The following is a 16,225-nucleotide window of genomic DNA, read 5'->3' as shown; positions in this document are numbered from 1 at the left end:
CTTCCATAGGATGGGAGAAAACCGCTCAGGGGTAGGGGCATCCTTCCGTGGCCCCTACCCCCAGAGATTCTTCAGGTCGAGAGGCTCTCTACGCACCCACTCCTGCCCAAAGTTCGAGAAGGTCCCGGCACCCCACTGGCGCTTCGTAAAGTTGATTCAGCCTTCAGCCGCCCATACGGCCCCTCGCCCCCAACTATGGTGAGGATGGGCTCCCGGTCAGCGAAGCCCCGCAATAGGGACAGTGCCGCCAGTCCGGCTGGACAGGTCGACCGCACTGAGGGCAGCGGGTGGATGGGGTCACCGATGCGGAGGGGCTGCCCGAGCGCGCGACCTGCTGCACCAGCCAGACCACGGCGGCAATGCCTACGCCTAGGAGCAACAGGGGGATCAGTAGGCCCAGCAGCATCAGCAGCAATCCGATTCCCCAGCCCATGCCACCGAACCTCCAGCCCCACCGCCCCATCATCGGGCAGCCCGGGCATCCCCATCCCCAGCCCCAGGCGGGGCCTGTCAAGAAACCCAGCGCCCCGATGCCCAGCACCAGGATCACAACCCCAACCAGCACCCAGATCCAGTTCCGGCTCATAATTACCTCCTTTAATCAGAGTGATGCGCCGAGGCTTCTACACAGGGAGCTCGATGCTCCCTCCCGATGAAAGAGAGCGGCGACCGCTTCATCGATCCGGAGTCGAGCCCATACTCCCATGCCCCCGAAACCCCAGTGGGGGACTCGATGAGCAGCGGCGAGCGATATCCCAGCAGGGATCGAATAGGCTGCAATGATTCATCATGGCCTCCTACCTCATAGGGTTTTCAAAGCCATGTTGCCAGGAGCTTTTGAAGATCTGGTGGAGATCTACTGAAGAAATCATGAAGGTTCTGGGATTCACGGAAGCGCCGATAGGGAAAGCCAGCGCTCCATGACATTCTTCACATCAAAACCTTGCCAGAGATCACTGAAGCATTTGAACTGCTTCTCTATCGTGTAAAAATGTGGCCCGCCGCAGATCCGGTGGGAACATTGAGACTGGACGCGCTGTCGAGCGCGATGGGCCAATTCGCTCAAGGAATAGGGGGAGATCTGGATTGGCCCCGATTGGGAGGGGGCCACAACTGGGGATCATTACGAACCGGGATCTGTGTTTAGCCATATGCCCGCGGTCCTTCGCCTAGTACAGGATCGGAAATTCGAGGGTGCATGCGCCCGAGGAAACAGTTATGGGGATCTCACAGAGCACGGGGTCGACGAAGCCCACTGAACGCAAATCCGGCGAGACAGAAATCGTCATGAGCTTTCCATTCACCCTTAGGAGCATCCATAACCGGGAGGATGGAGCCCATCGCCTGGCCGATCGCTCCACCCCCCCGGCCTCTTTTTCTGTCCCCGGTGGAACCCGATTCGACCCGCTCATAGCGGGCGCGCGCTTACTCCTCGATCTGGAGCTCCTCAGGTTCTCCATAAAGTTCCCATCCCCACCGACGAGCGATCGCATCTGCACCGGGCTCATACCAGGGGGTGATCAGGATCCTCCGGTCCACTTTCCGGCCGGTCTGTTGCTCATAGAATTTCACCTTCCGCTCCATTGTAGGAATCATTTCCCGACTCACCGATGTTCGCAACTCCACAATAATGATTTTTCCATCCCGGATGATCACATCCAGCTCGACATCGGAAGGGGCGTCGAACACCATCCCACGGGCATCAAAGGCCACCCACCGTTCGACATCAAAGCCGGTCGCCTCCAGCACAGCGCGCATTCCCTCCCGCCAGGCCCTCTCGCTGCGCAGCCCCCAGCGCGCCCCGAAGGCCGTCAGGCGGCGCATCAGGCGTTCCTCCATCCGAACCATGCGCGCCTCCAGACGGCCTACCCGCTCCACCAGCTGCGCCATCGCCTCCTCCAGACGGGCCACCCGCTCCGCCAGCTGCGCCATCGCCTCCTCCAGACGGGCCACCCGCTCCGCCAGCTGCGCCACCACCTCCTCCAGACGGGTTACCCGCTCCTCCAGACCCGCCTGCGCCTCCACCAGGCGGGCTTGCGACTCCGCCAGCTGTGCCACCACCTCCTCCAGACGGGCTACCCGCTCCTCCAGACCCACCTGCGCCTCCACCAGGCGGGCTTGCGACTCCGCCAGCTGCGCCATCGCCTCCTCCAGACGGGCCACCCGCTCCGCCAGCTGCGCCACCACCTCCTCCAGACGGGCCACCCGCTCCGCCAGTCCCGCCTGCGCCTCGATCAAGCGGGTTTGCGCCTCCATCGAACGAGTAAGCGCTTCCGCCAGCTCGGCAAACCGACGATAGACCTCCGCTCGGAATCCCTCAAACTCCTGAGGCATTTGCAGCAGCCCTTCGGAAAGCAGAAGAGCTCGCAGCGCTTCCCGCCACTCTGGATGCTGTTCCAGCAATTTCAGGAGGACAGGCAAATCCCTGGGTGCGATCGACATCTGGGCCTCCGGAGCACAAATCTATTCTCAATTATATGATAGAAATTGCGCATTGCACGGCAGGCTTTCCTCCCCCATCGTCCAGGGCGATGGAGATGGGAGCTTCGCTTTCCCTGAGACCTGTTTTGCAACATTGATTCGCCAGCGGAATAGACCGGAGATCGCGGAGGTTTACATGCACATCGGGATCCCCAAGGAACGTCGGCCAGAGGAATATCGGGTGAGCCTCACCCCTGCGGGGGTGGAGATGCTGGTTCAGGCTGGCCACACCGTATGGGTGGAGAGCGGGGCTGGCCTCGGCGCGGGTTTCACCGATGAGGACTATCGCCATGCGGGGGCTCAAGTTGTATATTCCGGCTTGGAGGTCTATGGACGGGCAGATCTGGTGGTGAAGGTGGCCCGGCCGACTCCAGAGGAGTTTGAATGGCTCCGCGAGGGGCAGGCCCTGATGGGCTTCCTTCATCTAGCGGCTGCCCGCCGGGATAAGATCGACCTCCTCCTCCAGCGGCGGGTCACCGCCATCGCTTACGAAACCGTGCAGGCCGATGACGGAAGCCTTCCGATCCTCGCCCCGATCAGCACGATCGCCGGACGGATGGCTGCCCATGTCGCCGCAACGCTCCTTCAGAACGATCGCGGCGGCAAAGGGATTCTGCTGGGCGGCGCTCCCGGCATCCCCCCCGCTGAAGTGGTGATCCTGGGAGCGGGGGTAGTTGGATCGAATGCCGCACGGGCTTTCGCCGGCATGGGGGCCAGCGTCTACGTGCTGGATAAGGACATTCGCCGGCTCCAGCGTCTGGAAGAGCTGTTCGGCGGCCATGTTGTGACTATGATCTCACACCCCTACAACCTGCGTAAGGTCGTCCGCTTCGCGGATGTGCTGATCGGCGCGGTGCTGGTGCCCGGTGCCCGCGCTCCCATCCTCATCACCCGGGAGATGGTCCGGACGATGAAGCCGCGCGCGCTCATTATGGACATCTCTATCGATCAGGGCGGATGCGTCGAAACCAGCCATCCAACCACCCATCGGGACCCAATCTTTTTGGAGGAAGAAGTGATCCACTATGCAGTGCCGAACATGACCGGCGTGCTGGGGCGGACGGCAACCCATGCGCTGACGAACGCCCTGTGGCCGTTCCTGGAGGAGATCGCCCGGCTGGGCCTGGAGGAGGCCCTGGCCCGCAACCCGGCCCTGGCCCGCGGCGTCAACACCCGGGAGGGCCGGGTGGTGCATCCGGAGCTGGCCCGTGTTCTGGAACTGGAAGCCTCGGTCCGTCAATGACGTCAATGAAGAATCCCTCTCCGGGAGGCCTCGGATGTCGTGGATGGAGATCTATCGGGAAAAACTGATGACCGCGGAAGAGGCGATCCGCCACTACATCCGATCCGGGATGCGGATCTTCCTGTCTGGAAACTGTGGCGTCCCCCAGCGATTGCTGGCTGCCTTAGTGGAATACGCCACCAACCTGGAGAACGTGGAGATCGTGCAGGTCCTCACAGTAGGCCCTGCGGATTACGTCGCCCCCGGGATGGAGCGACACATCCGGGTGAACACCCTCTTCATCAGTGATAACGTCCGCCGGGCCGTCCAGGAAGGCCGGGCCGATTTCACCCCCTGTTTCCTTTCGGAGATCCCCGGCCTGTTCCGCAGCGGCCGCCTTCCCCTGGATGTCGCCCTGATCCAGGTCTCGCCACCGGATGATCATGGGTTCTGCTCTTTCGGGGTGGAGGTGGGGATCACCAAGCCAGCGGCTCACTCCGCTCGTATAGTGATCGCCGAGGTGAATGAGCACATGCCCCGAACCCTGGGCGATAGTTTCATCCATATCTCCCGGCTCACCGCTATCGTCCCCGTATCGTATCCTCTCCCCGAAGTCCATATGGCCGAGCAGTCCGAGGTCGCCCAGCGTATCGCGGAACACATCGCCGCCATGATCCCGGATGGCGCCACGCTGCAGACCGGGATCGGAGCCATTCCAGACGCAGTGCTCCGGTCCCTCATCCACCACAAGGACCTGGGGATCCACACCGAGTTGTTCTCGGATGGGATCATCGACCTGGTGGAGAGAGGAGTGATCACCGGGGAGCGGAAAACCCTTCATCCCGGGAAGATTGTGGCGGGCTTTATGCTGGGAACACGGCGACTGTATGAGTTCGTTCACGATAACCCGATCATCGAACTGCATCCCACCGACTATGTGAACGATCCGTTCATTATCGCCCAGAACGAGCGCATGGTGGCCATCAACTCCGCCATTGAGGTGGACCTGACCGGCCAGGTCTGCGCGGACAGCATCGGCCATCTGTTCTACAGTGGTGTGGGAGGACAGCTGGATTTCATCTATGGTGCCTCCCGATCCCGAGGGGGGTTGCCGATCATCGCCCTTCCCAGCACCACCCGCCTGAAGGACGGCACGGTGATCAGCCGCATTGTGCCTATGCTGAAACCCGGCGCCGGGGTCACTACCACCCGCAACCACGTTCGCTTCGTGGTCACCGAGTGGGGAGTCGCAGACCTCTACGGCAAGACCATCCGCCAGCGGGCCCGCGCCTTGATCGGGATTGCCCATCCGGATTTTCGGGAAGAATTGGAGCGCAAAGCGCGCGAGCTCCGTTATCTGCGTGAAGATGATGATCGCCTTCCCGATTCGCGCTAAAATCTCCCATGCACCAGGCGTTCCATTCCTCACCGCCTCAGCCGACTCCCAACCTGATCCCGGAGGGCCTTATGAAGGAGTTCAACCTTCAGATCACCTGGCGTCCCGATCCCCAGACCGTGGAACGCAGCAACATCCTGGCTCAGATGCGCCGTCTGGGTTTTCCATCCTATGAAGCCTTCCTCGAGTGGTCCTTCACCGACCCCGCAGGGTTCTGGAAAGCGTTCTTCGAAGATACCGGTTTCCGCTGGCGGATCCCCTATCGTGAGACTGTGGATCTCAGCCGTGGGGCCCCGTGGGCGCAGTGGTTTGTGGGCGGAACCCTGAACGCCACGGAGAACGCGCTGGATCGCCACCTGGAGGATGGGCGAGGGGATCGGCTGGCGCTGATCTGGGAAGGGGAAGAAGGGGAGATCCGTCGCTACACCTATCGCCAGGTTTTCGAGGAGGTCACCCGACTGGCGAGGGCACTTCAGGCGATGGGGGTGCAGCCCGGGGATCGAATCGGTCTGTTCCTCCCGATGATCCCCGAGGTCGCTTTCGCCCTGCTGGCCGCCATGCGGATCGGCGCTATCGTCATCCCTCTGTTCTCCGGCTTCGGCCCTGAAGCGGTGGCGGTGCGCTTGAGGGATGCGGGAGCTCGTTTTTTGATCACCGCCGACGGATTCCCCCGGCGGGGGCGAATCGTGCCGATGAAGGAGATCGCGGATGAAGCCCTTCAGGGGGCCCCAGGCGTGGAAAAGGCCCTGATCGTCCGCCGGGCCGGGAATCCGATCCCATGGCATGAGGGTCGGGATCAGTGGCTCCATGAGATCACCGCCCCTCATTCGCCCGGCGGTGAAGCCCCTGCGTTCCCCAGCGAAACGCCGTTCATGATCATCTACACCTCCGGGACCACTGGCCGGCCCAAAGGCACCGTCCACGTCCACGGCGGGGCGCCGATCAAAGCGGCCCAAGATATGTATCACCTCTTCGACCTCAAGCCCGACGACCTCATCTACTGGGTGACCGACATCGGTTGGATGATGGGGCCCTGGCTGATCCTGGGCAGCCTCACCCTGGGCGCCACCTGTTTCCTGTATGACGGGGCGCCAGATTACCCGGAGCCGGACCGGCTGTGGTCCATGGTGGAGCGCCACGGGGTGACGATCCTCGGGATCTCCCCCACCCTGATCCGGGCGATGATGCGATATGGGGAGGAATGGCCCGACCGACATCCCATGCCCTCCCTGCGGCTTATCGGATCTACCGGGGAGCCGTGGAATCCGGAGCCATGGCTGTGGACATTCCGCCATGTCGGCAAAGAGCGCTGTCCCATCATCAACTACTCTGGCGGGACCGAAGTCTTCGGCGGCATCCTCGGCTGCATCGTGATCCGTCCGCTGAAGCCATGTTCATTTAACACAGTGGTCCCTGGTGTCCAGGCGGACTGCGTGGACGAAGAAGGGAAGCCGGTGCGAGGGGAGGTAGGCCTCCTGGTGATCCGCAATGTCAACCCCGGAATGACCCGGGGCTTCTGGGAAGACCCGGATCGTTATCTGGAGACCTACTGGTCGCGATTGGAAGGAATGTGGTATCACGGGGATCTGGTCTACATCGATGAGGATGGCTTCTGGTATATTCTGGGGCGGGCGGATGACACGTTGAAGGTGGGCGGCAAACGGCTGGGGCCGGCGGAGATGGAATCGGTGCTCGTGGAGCATCCGGCCGTCGCCGAGGCGGCGGTGATCGGCATTCCGGATGAGATCAAGGGCGAGGTCCCGGTGGCTTTCGTGGTGCTGCGAACCGGCCATGAGCCGGATGAAACCCTGCGAGCGGCCCTGATCGAGCACGTGGCGCATCGGATGGGGAAGGCCCTGGCGCCGAAAGAGGTTCACTTCGTTCGGGAGATCCCGAAGACGCGCAACGCCAAGCTGATGCGCCGGGTGATCCGTGCCATCTATCTCGGACGGGACCCCGGCGATCTCTCCGCCTTAGAGAACCCCCAGGCCGTGGAGGAAATCCGCCGCGCCCGGTGATGGGAGGAACGGCCAGCGTGCGCGCCCGCACCGTGTGGGAAAGCTTTGGATTCGCCTTCGCTGGGCTGCGATATGCCTGGCGAACGCAGCGGAACCTGCGGATCCACACAGTCATCACAGCGATGGTGGTGGCCCTGGCCGGATTGTTTCGCTTCGACGCACTCCGTTGGGCCATCCTGGTTCTGACCATCGCCATGGTCTGGGCGGCGGAGCTGCTCAACACCGCGCTGGAGGCCGTGGTGGACCTGACCAGCCCGCATCCTCATCCGCTGGCCCGGATCGCCAAGGACGTGTCCGCCGGGATGGTCCTGCTATGCGCGATCGCTGCCGTCCTGGTCGGCCTGGCCCTCTTCGGGCCGGCGCTATGGATGCTCCTGAGCCCATAAGAGGGCACGTCCATGTCCCGGCTACCGATACTCCCTTATCCCATGGAAAAAGTTCGGAAAGAATCGCCGATGCAGCGGGCTCCACTCGTCTTCCCACCTTTGATAGAACGCCCCTTCCGGATCCGCAGAGCCTGGAGTGGGAGCATTCTCTTCCTTTTGATCTTCGCCCTTTACATGCCCGTGCTTTCCGTCGGCTTCTTCTCCGACGATCTCCTCTTCTCCGTCCTCGCCCGTCGAGATCCCCGCACCCTTTTTCAGAGCGCTCAGGGTTTCCTCCACTACCGGCCGCTCTCGATGTCAGTGTTCTGGCTAGTCCAGCGGGGGTTCGGTTACGACGGCGCCGTTTTCCACTTTCTCACCCTGGGCACGCACATGCTGAACACGGCCATGGGCTATGTGATCCTCCGGCGTCTGGGAGCCTCGCCCGCCCTCGCCTGGAGCGCGACGGCACTGTTCGGCCTCTTCCCCTTCGCCCACGAACCCATCGCCTTCGTGATGGGATCCGTCCACAGCCTCGCCCTGTTCTGGATGCTGATCGCCACCCTGGCGATCCTCCGCCCCGGCTCCCGGGGGACCATGGGAAGCGTCCTCGCAGGCCTGGGAGCTTATCTGGCCGCCATCCTCTCCCACGAGACCGGCATTGTCTGGCCGGCATGGCTGGTGGGGATCGCGGTGACGCGCCCGGGCCGGTTCCCCGTTTTGGGTCGCGCCATCCCGATGGGCTTCGCCCTGGGAGCCGGTTACATGCTGTTCTGGCGCACCCTTCCCCGGGGCGACCCGGGCGTCCTGGCCCTGCCTATCTTCACCCTAGAAAGCAGCCTCTATGCTATGCAGGGCTGGCTGTATCCTCTGGGGCCGATCTTGGGGGCCCTGTGGAAGGCCCTGTTCGCACCCCGACCGATCCTCCTGCGGGCGCTGCGACCCGAGGATTGGGCCTTCCTGGGGCTGGGCTTGGGAATCACGGTGGGAATGGCCCGGTGGGCTCGGCCCCGATGGACAGTCCCCCTGGGGTTCTGGGGATTTGGGGTCAGCATAGCCCCGGCACTGATCTTCTGGGGCCCCGCTTCCGGCATGATGAACTATCCGCGAATGCTGCTTATCCCCGGTCTCTGGAGCGCCCTAGCCTGGGCCGGCGTCCTGGAGGGCATCCGGCGGCGGGGAATATGGGGTCGTATCGCCGCCGGAGCGATCATGGGAGGTACGCTGACCATTGCCCTTCTGTTCCTCACCAGCTCGCTGGGCTATTATCAGGATGCAACCACGATCCTCCGGGGAATGGCCCAGGCCGCCCGAGCAGCGGAAGCGCATCCCATGATCTTCGTGAACCTGCCTTATAACGTGGGCTATCGCTGGTTCCGGGCCCGTTACGATCCTTATCCCTATGGAGGAGCAGGGGCCGTGCTGATCACGGACGATCGGCAGCTGGCCTGGTATATCCGGATCAACGGCGGGCCGGATCTGACGGATCGGCCGGCAGGGTGGGTGCGGAGCGCACGAGTGGAGGCGCTCTATCCGAACTGGTTCACGCCAGCGCCCCCCATGGGCTTCAACGAGCTTCGGGACGCGCTGCAGGATCACGCCATCTATGTGTTCCGGGAGGATCTGAGCTGGATCCCGCTGCATCGCATCTGGCTGGTGAGAGAGGCTTCCACGTGGGAGGAGGAATTCAACCAACTGGATCCAGCCCCGCGCTTGGATGGGGGGATTGTGCTCCGAGGCTGGCGGGTGGAGAGATCCACCGGAGAGCTGATCCTGCTCTGGGAAGCGGAAGCCATACCGGACCGTCGATGGCAGGTGTTTGTTCACTTCCTTGACCCGGAGGGACGGATGATCGGTCAAGCCGATGGACCGATGGCCGGCGGGCTCGCGCCGGCCGATGCCTGGCGCCCAGGGGATCAGATCATCGATCGCCACCCGATCCCCGCCGGCCTACGACCCGCTGCCCTTCGGATTGGGCTCTACGACCTGGAGAGCGGAGAACGGGCAATAGTGGAGTGGGATGGAAAACAGCCGGAGGATCACAGCGTGATCCTTCCGGCCCCCTGAGAGCGTGTTGGGAAAGAGGTCCGCTCCCTCCGGCTATCCCTTCCCTACCACAATCCCCACTCCGCCAGCGCTTCCTCTTCCATCATAGAGGGATCCCACATCTCCATGCTCAGCGTCACCTTCGTCGGCCGGCCCGTGACTTGCTCGGTCACATAACGCACCTGCTCCAGAAGATAGGGGCCTGCCGGGCAGAAGGGGGTGGTGAGGATCATGGTAATCTGAATGAGATCCGGCTGGATTTCAATATTCCGAATCAGGCCCAGCTGGACTACATTCATGCCGATCTCGGGATCCACCACCGTGCGGAGGGCCTCCCGGATTTTCTGGACCAGCTCCTCATGGGATGCCGAGGATGGGGAGGGAGAGGCAGCATTCGGATTCATCTCGCTCATTGGCATCCTCCTCAAAGGTAGGCTTGGGATGTTCCCCTGGGAGTCTGAAGGAGCGGGGCGGATGGCCCCTCCAAGCCGTTATGGAAGGCGCGAACGCGCATGCAAGGCCACCCGCCTTCCCTCCCGCTTATCCGTGGGTCCCTGAGGGAAGCTCCACAGAGAGCGGGCCGGACTGCGGCTTGATGATAAAGGTGCAGCACACATCCCCGCTTAAAATGCAACTGGAGCGCTCCACATCAGCTCCCAGCGTCATGGCGATCAGGGTGCGGTCCAGATCGCACACTTCCGGATGGTGATGGACCACATAGTTATATGGGCAGTTATATTGATGCAAGCGCAGCTCATTGCCCAGCTGCTCCCAGCGGGCCAGGAAGCCCTCCTCCCCCAGCAGCTCGACCAGCGCCTCCAGCTTCTCCTCCAGAGTCTTACAGGCCCGCACCCGTTCTCCGTGTTCCACTGCGATCTCCCGGGCCATCGCGATGAACAGGCGGTGGATTTCTTCCTCTGGCAAACGGGCTTTCAATTCGTTCAGGAGACGGGCAGCCAGTCGATGATAGCCATGGGGAAACTGGGAAAGGGCCTCCTCCCGCAGGAAGAAGATCAACCGGGGCCGCCCTACACCCCGACGCTCCAGCTGGGCATCCACCAGCCCTTGACGCTGCAGGATATTTAAGTGATAATGAACAGTAACTGGCGTCAGGCCCAGCTCTTCCGCGAGCTGAGCGACAGTCATCCGCCCCCGTTCCTTTAAACGCTGCAGGATTTGCTGACGGGTCTGGCTCATCGACCGCTCCTTTTTCCTAACCCCATCGCCTGACCATGAGTCTCCAGCCCCAGGCCCTCTATCCGCCCCCCGGCAGCTTCCCCCTTTATCTTACCGAACCGTGCTCCGATTGTCAATTTTTCTGATTTCTATGAAAAGTATTGACAAACACAGGTTGGCGTGGTAAGATAAGGCCGGAGTCCAGAAGCGGGAGAGGGAGCCCTCCCTACCCCGGGAGATGGATCGCCGGCTTCGGTTTCTCCTCTCCTCTTTTGTGCTGACGAAGGCGTGGCAAGAGCGTGGGAAATCCCACACCTATCGATCGGGAGGTCAGGCGACGATGGAAGATGCGCTGATCATTCGGGACCTGCACGTTCGGGTAGAGGGCAAACCTGTCCTACGGGGGGTGAACCTGACGGTTCGCAAGGGGGAGATCCATGCCTTGATGGGCCCGAACGGTTCCGGCAAGACCACTCTCGCGTATGTTCTGATGGGGCATCCCGCTTATGCCGTGGAGCAGGGAGAGGTGCTCTGGAAGGGACAGAACATTCTGGAGCTTCCCCCGGATGAGCGGGCGCATCTGGGCCTGTTTCTAGCCTTCCAGTATCCGGTGGCAGTGCCCGGGGTCACAGTGGCGAACTTCCTGCGCACCGCCCTCAATGAGCGCCGCAAGCGCCTGAACCCTGAAGACAAAGGGATCCCGATCCCAGAGTTCCGGAAGCTCCTCCGGGAGAAGCTGGCCCTACTCGGGCTGGAGGATTCCTTCGCGGCTCGCTATGTCAACGACGGCTTCTCCGGCGGCGAGAAGAAGCGCCTGGAGATCCTCCAGATGGCCGTGCTCCAGCCGGAGATGGCCATCCTGGATGAGACGGACTCGGGGTTGGACATTGACGGGGTGCGCACGGTGGCCGAGGGGATCAACCGGATCTTCGGCCCTCACATGGGGATCCTGTTGATCACCCACTACCAGCGGATCCTGAACTATGTTAAGCCCCATTTCGTCCACGTGATGTATAACGGCCAAATCGTGGCCTCCGGCGGGCCGGAGCTGGCCCTGGAGCTGGAGGAGAAAGGCTACGAGTGGCTGCGGGAACAATTCGCCGAGCAATCCACGGCATAAGGAAGGGAGGGATCATGGCGACGGAGACCTTCGATCTGAGCGAGCTGGGCACGTATAAATACGGGTTCTCGATGCCCGAGCGCTACGTCTACAAGGCCCGCAAGGGCCTCTCCCGGGAGATCGTGGAGGAGATCTCCTGGCTTAAGGGGGAGCCGGACTGGATGCGGGAGTTCCGCCTGCAGGCCCTGGAGATCTTCCTCGCCAAGCCCATGCCCTCATGGGGCGCGGATCTCTCGGGGATCAATTTCGATGACATCTACTACTACATCAAGCCCACGGACAAAAAGAGCCGCTCCTGGGACGAAGTGCCCGAGGAGATCCGGCGCACCTTCGAGCTCCTCGGGATCCCCGAGGCGGAGCGCAAGTTCCTGGCGGGGGTGGGAGCGCAGTATGAGTCCGAGGTCGTGTATCACAACCTCCAGGAGCATCTGCGCAAGCTGGGCGTGATCTTCGTGGACACCGATACGGCCGTGCGGGAGTATCCGGACCTGGTGCGGGAGTATTTCGGTACAGTGGTCCCACCCGATGACAACAAGTTCGCCGCCTTGAACTCCGCGGTCTGGTCCGGCGGCTCTTTCATTTATGTGCCGCCCGGGGTCCACGTGGATTTGCCCCTCCAGGCCTACTTCCGCATCAACGCCCAGAACGTGGGGCAGTTCGAGCGGACGCTGATCATCGCGGAGGAAGGGGCATTCGTGCATTATGTGGAGGGCTGCACTGCGCCTATCTACACCACGGACTCCCTGCACAGTGCGGTGGTGGAGATCATCGTCAAGCCAGGCGCTCGCGTCCGCTACACCACGATTCAGAACTGGTCCACCAATGTCTACAACTTGGTGACCAAGCGGGCGGTGGTTTACCGCGACGCGGTGATGGAATGGGTGGATTGTAATCTGGGCTCTAAGGTGACGATGAAGTATCCAAGCGTTTACCTGATGGAGCCGGGGGCCCGTGGGGAGATTCTCTCCATCGCTTTTGCGGGCCGCGGCCAGCATCAGGACGCAGGTGGGAAGGCAATCCACGCGGCGCCCCACACCCGCTCTCGCATCATCTCCAAATCCATCAGCAAGGATGGAGGGCGCACCTCCTATCGAGGCCTAGTGCGGGTCTACCCTGGCGCAGAAGGCTCCGTGGTTAGCGTCAACTGTGATGCCCTGATCCTGGACGAGATCTCGCGCTCGGACACGTATCCGTATATGGAGATCGAGGAGGACAACGTCACCATCGGCCACGAGGCCACGGTGAGCAAGATCAGCGACGAGCAGCTGTTCTACCTGATGAGCCGGGGTATCCCTCAGGAGGAGGCAGCGGCGATGATCGTCACTGGCTTCGTCGAGCCTTTGGTGAAGGAGCTGCCGATGGAATACGCAGTGGAAATGAACCGGCTCATCCGCCTGCAGATGTCCGGCTCGGTAGGTTAATCCTGCCGAGGTTGCAGGAGGAGGTCGGGCGATCGGTGGCGCTCCGGCCTACGGAAAGATGGGCCGGGGCGCCCCGCGCCCAGCAAACGCCGGCTTCGCTTGCCCTCCACATCCTGCGCGCCTATCCACCTTAGGGCGCAAGCCTCGAGGAGGTTCCAGTATCCCATGGCGGAAATTCATCTTCTTCGAGAGGCCCGGGGCATTGGCCCCGAAGCGTTCAAAGCGTTTCTGGAGACCCGCGAGGAACCTGAATGGCTCCGTCAGGCCCGCCGGGAGGCCTGGCAGATCCTGCGCGAGACCCCCAAACCGGGGCCCAGTGATGAGGCATGGCGGCGCACCGATATCCGGGCTCTAGCCATCGAAGAGCTGGCGACGGTGATCGTGAGCGATGGGGCAACCCCGCCGGAGGAAATGCGGCAGATCCCAGAGCGGCGGGACGATCTGGCCGGAGGGTTATTGCTGTTCAACGGTCGTCCTCTGCTTCGCTGGGCAGACGAACAGCTGGAGCGCCGGGGATTGATCTTCACGGATCTGCTGACCGCGATCCGGGAGCATCCCGATCGGGTCGCCCCCTATCTGGGCCAGGTTGTGCGGCCGGGGGATGGATTTTTCGCGGCGATGAACGCCGCGTTCTGGCGTAACGGGATCTTCCTCTATGTGCCCCGGGATCTGGAGATCCCACTGCCTTTGCGCGCCGTGATCGGGTTGCACGGCGCGCCCACGGATCTCTCCCGCATCCTGCTCGTGGTGGAGCCCGGCGCGCAGGTGACCTTTATCGATGAGCGCCTGGCCGACGATGCGGTGGGGGACGCCTTCCATAACGGAACTGTGGAGATCCACCTGAAGGAGAACGCACGGCTGACCTACATCGCCCTCCAGAACTGGGGACGCTATATGTGGAATTTCACCCACGAACGAGCCTTCGTGGACCGCGATAGCACCCTGGATTGGGTAGTGATCGGGATGGGTGGAGGGATCACCAAGACGTTCCTGGAGGTCGCCCTGATCGGCCGCGGCGCTACAGCTTATATGTCGGGCATCTTCTTCCTGGACGGCCAGCAACATGCGGATTACGACACGGAGCAGGATCACATCGCCCCTTATACCAAGAGCGATCTGCTTTACAAGGTCGCCCTTAAAGATCGCGCCCGCTCTGTATGGCAGGGGATGATCCGGGCGCACCCGGGGGCTCAGAAAACCGACGCCTATCAGGCGAACCGCAATCTCATCCTTTCCCCACACGCCCGCGCGGATTCCATCCCGGGCCTGGAAATTATGGCCAACGACCTGCGGTGCACCCATGGCGCGACCGTGGGGCAGATCAATGAAGAGGAACTTTTCTATCTGATGTCCCGCGGGCTCTCTCGTGCCGTCGCTACCCGCCTGATTGTGGAAGGATTTTTCGCTCCGGTTCTGGATCGCATTCCGGTGCCCGATATCCGACGCCAGGCAGATGCCATTATTCACCGCAAGCTGGGCGTCCCACCTGAGGAAGAGTTCTGAAGATCCCAGAATCGCCAGGAGGGCCTTCCGCATCCGCAGGTGAGGATCTGGAATGAATGGGGTGGGTGGCCAAGCCCCCTGCCCGATCTACCCTGGCCGGAAGAAGAGGATTCGAGAACGAGTCGCGTTAAAATGAGGGTTGGTGCGAACCTTCGCGGAGGGCCATATGAAGAGCGTGGCGTTGCGAACAGAACTGGATGTCGAACGCATCCGGTCGGATTTCCCCATCCTCCAGCAGACGATCCATGGGAAACCTCTGGTCTTCCTGGACAGCGCGGCCAGCTCCCAGAAGCCGCTCCCGGTGATCGAGGCGATGAACGAATACTATCGGACCACCCATGCGAACGTTCACCGGGGAGTTTACATGCTGAGTGAACGGGCGACGGCCCTTTATGAGGAAGCCCGCCGTAAGATCGCTGCCTTCATCGGCGCCGCCTCTCCCAAGGAGATCATCTTCACCCGGAACACCACGGAAGCCATCAACCTGGTCGCCTACGCCTGGGCCCGTCCTTCTCTCCGGGAGGGCGATGAGATCCTCCTCACCGAAATGGAGCATCACAGCAACCTGGTCCCCTGGTTCCTGATCGCTCAGGAAAAGGGGCTTCGCATCCGCTACATCCCGATCGATGAGGAGGGCCGTCTGCGGCTGGATCTCTTGGATGCGCTGATCACTGAACGGACCCGCCTGGTGGCGGTGACGATGATGTCCAATGTTCTGGGGACCATCAATCCGCTGCGACCGATTATAGAGAAGGCCCATGCCGCGGGGGCGATCGTGCTGGTCGATGGGGCCCAGGGAGTGCCCCACATCCCGGTGAACGTGCAGGAACTGGGATGCGATTTCCTGGCTTTCTCCGGTCACAAGATGTGTGGGCCGACGGGCATCGGCGTGCTGTGGGGACGACGGGAGCTCCTGGAGGCCATGCCGCCCTTCCTGGGCGGCGGTGATATGATCCGCCGGGTCACCTTTGCAGGCGCGGAGTGGAATGACCTCCCCTATAAGTTCGAGGCTGGAACCCCAGCGATCGCCGAGGCCATCGGCCTGGGCGCGGCGGTGGATTACCTGAGCCGCATCGGCCTGGAGGCCATTCACCGCCACGAGCAGATGCTGGCAGCCTATGCGATGGAACGGCTGAGCGAAATCCCAGGCGTCCGGATCGTTGGCCCTCCCCCGGCCGAGCGCGGGGGCGTGGTGTCCTTTGCGATGGATCGGGTGCACCCCCACGACATCGCGACGATCCTGGATCGAGAAGGGATCTGTATCCGGGCCGGCCATCACTGCGCCATGCCCCTGCACGAGCGCCTGGGGCTCACCGCGACCGCCCGGGCCAGCTTCTATCTTTACAACACGCTTGAGGAAGTGGATCGCCTCATCGAGGGGTTGGAGGTTGTGCGGAGGACCTTTTATCGGACGGCCTGAAGGCGCGGGGTTGCGCGGTCGGGCAGGGGCGCTCACGGGCGGCTTTGTCCGGCCTCC

The 16,225-nt window shown here is 62.4% G+C and carries 13 protein-coding genes; 9 read left to right on the top strand and 4 right to left on the bottom strand.

The annotated features are described in order from the left end of the window. Window positions 1–193: 193 nt before the first annotated feature. Both ACFMO3_RS03575 and ACFMO3_RS03570 read right to left on the bottom strand, forming a co-directional pair. Window positions 194–586, bottom strand: coding sequence for a zinc ribbon domain-containing protein (locus ACFMO3_RS03575; RefSeq protein WP_376789064.1), 393 nt, complete (start codon window positions 584–586; stop codon window positions 194–196). Between the two features lie 839 nt (window positions 587–1,425). Beyond that, window positions 1,426–2,442 (bottom strand): DUF3782 domain-containing protein, encoded by a 1,017-nt coding sequence (locus tag ACFMO3_RS03570; protein ID WP_376789063.1) that lies wholly within the window; start codon window positions 2,440–2,442, stop codon window positions 1,426–1,428. A 175-nt stretch (window positions 2,443–2,617) separates the two neighbouring features. Between ACFMO3_RS03570 and ald the strand changes: the two genes are divergently transcribed. From ald to ACFMO3_RS03545, 5 genes are all read left to right on the top strand, one after another. Next, entirely contained in the window at window positions 2,618–3,724 is a 1,107-nt protein-coding gene (gene ald / locus ACFMO3_RS03565) for an alanine dehydrogenase (RefSeq protein ID WP_376789062.1), read from the top strand. A 43-nt stretch (window positions 3,725–3,767) separates the two neighbouring features. Then, entirely contained in the window at window positions 3,768–5,099 is a 1,332-nt protein-coding gene (locus tag ACFMO3_RS03560) for an acetyl-CoA hydrolase/transferase family protein (RefSeq protein ID WP_376789077.1), read from the top strand. 71 nt (window positions 5,100–5,170) lie between these two features. Next, window positions 5,171–7,117: an acetate--CoA ligase gene (locus ACFMO3_RS03555; protein ID WP_376789061.1), complete on the top strand. Its 1,947-nt coding sequence runs from the start codon at window positions 5,171–5,173 to the stop codon at window positions 7,115–7,117. Window positions 7,118–7,134: 17 nt separating this feature from the next. Further along, window positions 7,135–7,503 (top strand): diacylglycerol kinase family protein, encoded by a 369-nt coding sequence (locus ACFMO3_RS03550; RefSeq protein ID WP_376789060.1) that lies wholly within the window; start codon window positions 7,135–7,137, stop codon window positions 7,501–7,503. Between the two features lie 156 nt (window positions 7,504–7,659). Then, a complete protein-coding gene (locus ACFMO3_RS03545; protein ID WP_376789059.1) occupies window positions 7,660–9,549 on the top strand; it encodes a hypothetical protein in 1,890 nt (629 codons plus the stop codon). A 44-nt stretch (window positions 9,550–9,593) separates the two neighbouring features. On the opposite strand, the gene ACFMO3_RS03540 is transcribed toward ACFMO3_RS03545, so the two are convergent. Together ACFMO3_RS03540 and ACFMO3_RS03535 are read right to left on the bottom strand one after the other, a co-directional pair. Then, entirely contained in the window at window positions 9,594–9,941 is a 348-nt protein-coding gene (locus ACFMO3_RS03540) for a metal-sulfur cluster assembly factor (RefSeq protein ID WP_376789058.1), read from the bottom strand. 127 nt (window positions 9,942–10,068) lie between these two features. After that, entirely contained in the window at window positions 10,069–10,725 is a 657-nt protein-coding gene (locus ACFMO3_RS03535; protein ID WP_376789057.1) for a helix-turn-helix transcriptional regulator, read from the bottom strand. 319 nt (window positions 10,726–11,044) lie between these two features. On the opposite strand from ACFMO3_RS03535, the gene sufC reads away from it, so the two are divergent. The 4 genes from sufC (at window position 11,045) to ACFMO3_RS03515 (ending at window position 16,168) form a co-directional block, all read left to right on the top strand. Beyond that, complete coding sequence (gene sufC / locus ACFMO3_RS03530; protein ID WP_376789056.1) at window positions 11,045–11,824, top strand: Fe-S cluster assembly ATPase SufC; 780 nt, start codon at window positions 11,045–11,047, stop codon at window positions 11,822–11,824. A gap of 14 nt (window positions 11,825–11,838) precedes the next feature. After that, on the top strand, window positions 11,839–13,245 hold the full coding sequence (gene sufB, locus ACFMO3_RS03525; RefSeq protein WP_376789055.1) for a Fe-S cluster assembly protein SufB: 1,407 nt from the start codon (window positions 11,839–11,841) through the stop codon (window positions 13,243–13,245). A 165-nt stretch (window positions 13,246–13,410) separates the two neighbouring features. Continuing rightward, window positions 13,411–14,748: a Fe-S cluster assembly protein SufD gene (gene sufD / locus ACFMO3_RS03520; RefSeq protein WP_376789054.1), complete on the top strand. Its 1,338-nt coding sequence runs from the start codon at window positions 13,411–13,413 to the stop codon at window positions 14,746–14,748. A gap of 166 nt (window positions 14,749–14,914) precedes the next feature. Beyond that, window positions 14,915–16,168, top strand: a complete 1,254-nt coding sequence (locus ACFMO3_RS03515; RefSeq protein ID WP_376789053.1) for a cysteine desulfurase — start codon at window positions 14,915–14,917, stop codon at window positions 16,166–16,168. Window positions 16,169–16,225: the final 57 nt, after the last annotated feature.

Source organism: Thermoflexus sp. (assembly GCF_042408815.1).
Taxonomy (GTDB): Bacteria; Chloroflexota; Anaerolineae; order Thermoflexales; family Thermoflexaceae; genus Thermoflexus.
The sequence above is the reverse complement of the archived record's forward strand: the minus strand, read 5'-3'. Positions and strand labels throughout refer to the sequence as shown.

What these genes read in the sequence shown, in the direction of transcription:
- ACFMO3_RS03535 (WP_376789057.1), bottom strand. Translation starts at nt 10,725, where the DNA reads ATGAGCCAGACCCGTCAGCAAATCCTGCAGCGTTTAAAGGAACGGGGG.
- ald (WP_376789062.1), top strand. Translation starts at nt 2,618, where the DNA reads ATGCACATCGGGATCCCCAAGGAACGTCGGCCAGAGGAATATCGGGTG.
- ACFMO3_RS03570 (WP_376789063.1), bottom strand. Translation starts at nt 2,442, where the DNA reads ATGTCGATCGCACCCAGGGATTTGCCTGTCCTCCTGAAATTGCTGGAA.
- ACFMO3_RS03560 (WP_376789077.1), top strand. Translation starts at nt 3,768, where the DNA reads ATGGAGATCTATCGGGAAAAACTGATGACCGCGGAAGAGGCGATCCGC.
- ACFMO3_RS03515 (WP_376789053.1), top strand. Translation starts at nt 14,915, where the DNA reads ATGAAGAGCGTGGCGTTGCGAACAGAACTGGATGTCGAACGCATCCGG.
- sufC (WP_376789056.1), top strand. Translation starts at nt 11,045, where the DNA reads ATGGAAGATGCGCTGATCATTCGGGACCTGCACGTTCGGGTAGAGGGC.
- sufB (WP_376789055.1), top strand. Translation starts at nt 11,839, where the DNA reads ATGGCGACGGAGACCTTCGATCTGAGCGAGCTGGGCACGTATAAATAC.
- sufD (WP_376789054.1), top strand. Translation starts at nt 13,411, where the DNA reads ATGGCGGAAATTCATCTTCTTCGAGAGGCCCGGGGCATTGGCCCCGAA.
- ACFMO3_RS03575 (WP_376789064.1), bottom strand. Translation starts at nt 586, where the DNA reads ATGAGCCGGAACTGGATCTGGGTGCTGGTTGGGGTTGTGATCCTGGTG.
- ACFMO3_RS03555 (WP_376789061.1), top strand. Translation starts at nt 5,171, where the DNA reads ATGAAGGAGTTCAACCTTCAGATCACCTGGCGTCCCGATCCCCAGACC.
- ACFMO3_RS03540 (WP_376789058.1), bottom strand. Translation starts at nt 9,941, where the DNA reads ATGAGCGAGATGAATCCGAATGCTGCCTCTCCCTCCCCATCCTCGGCA.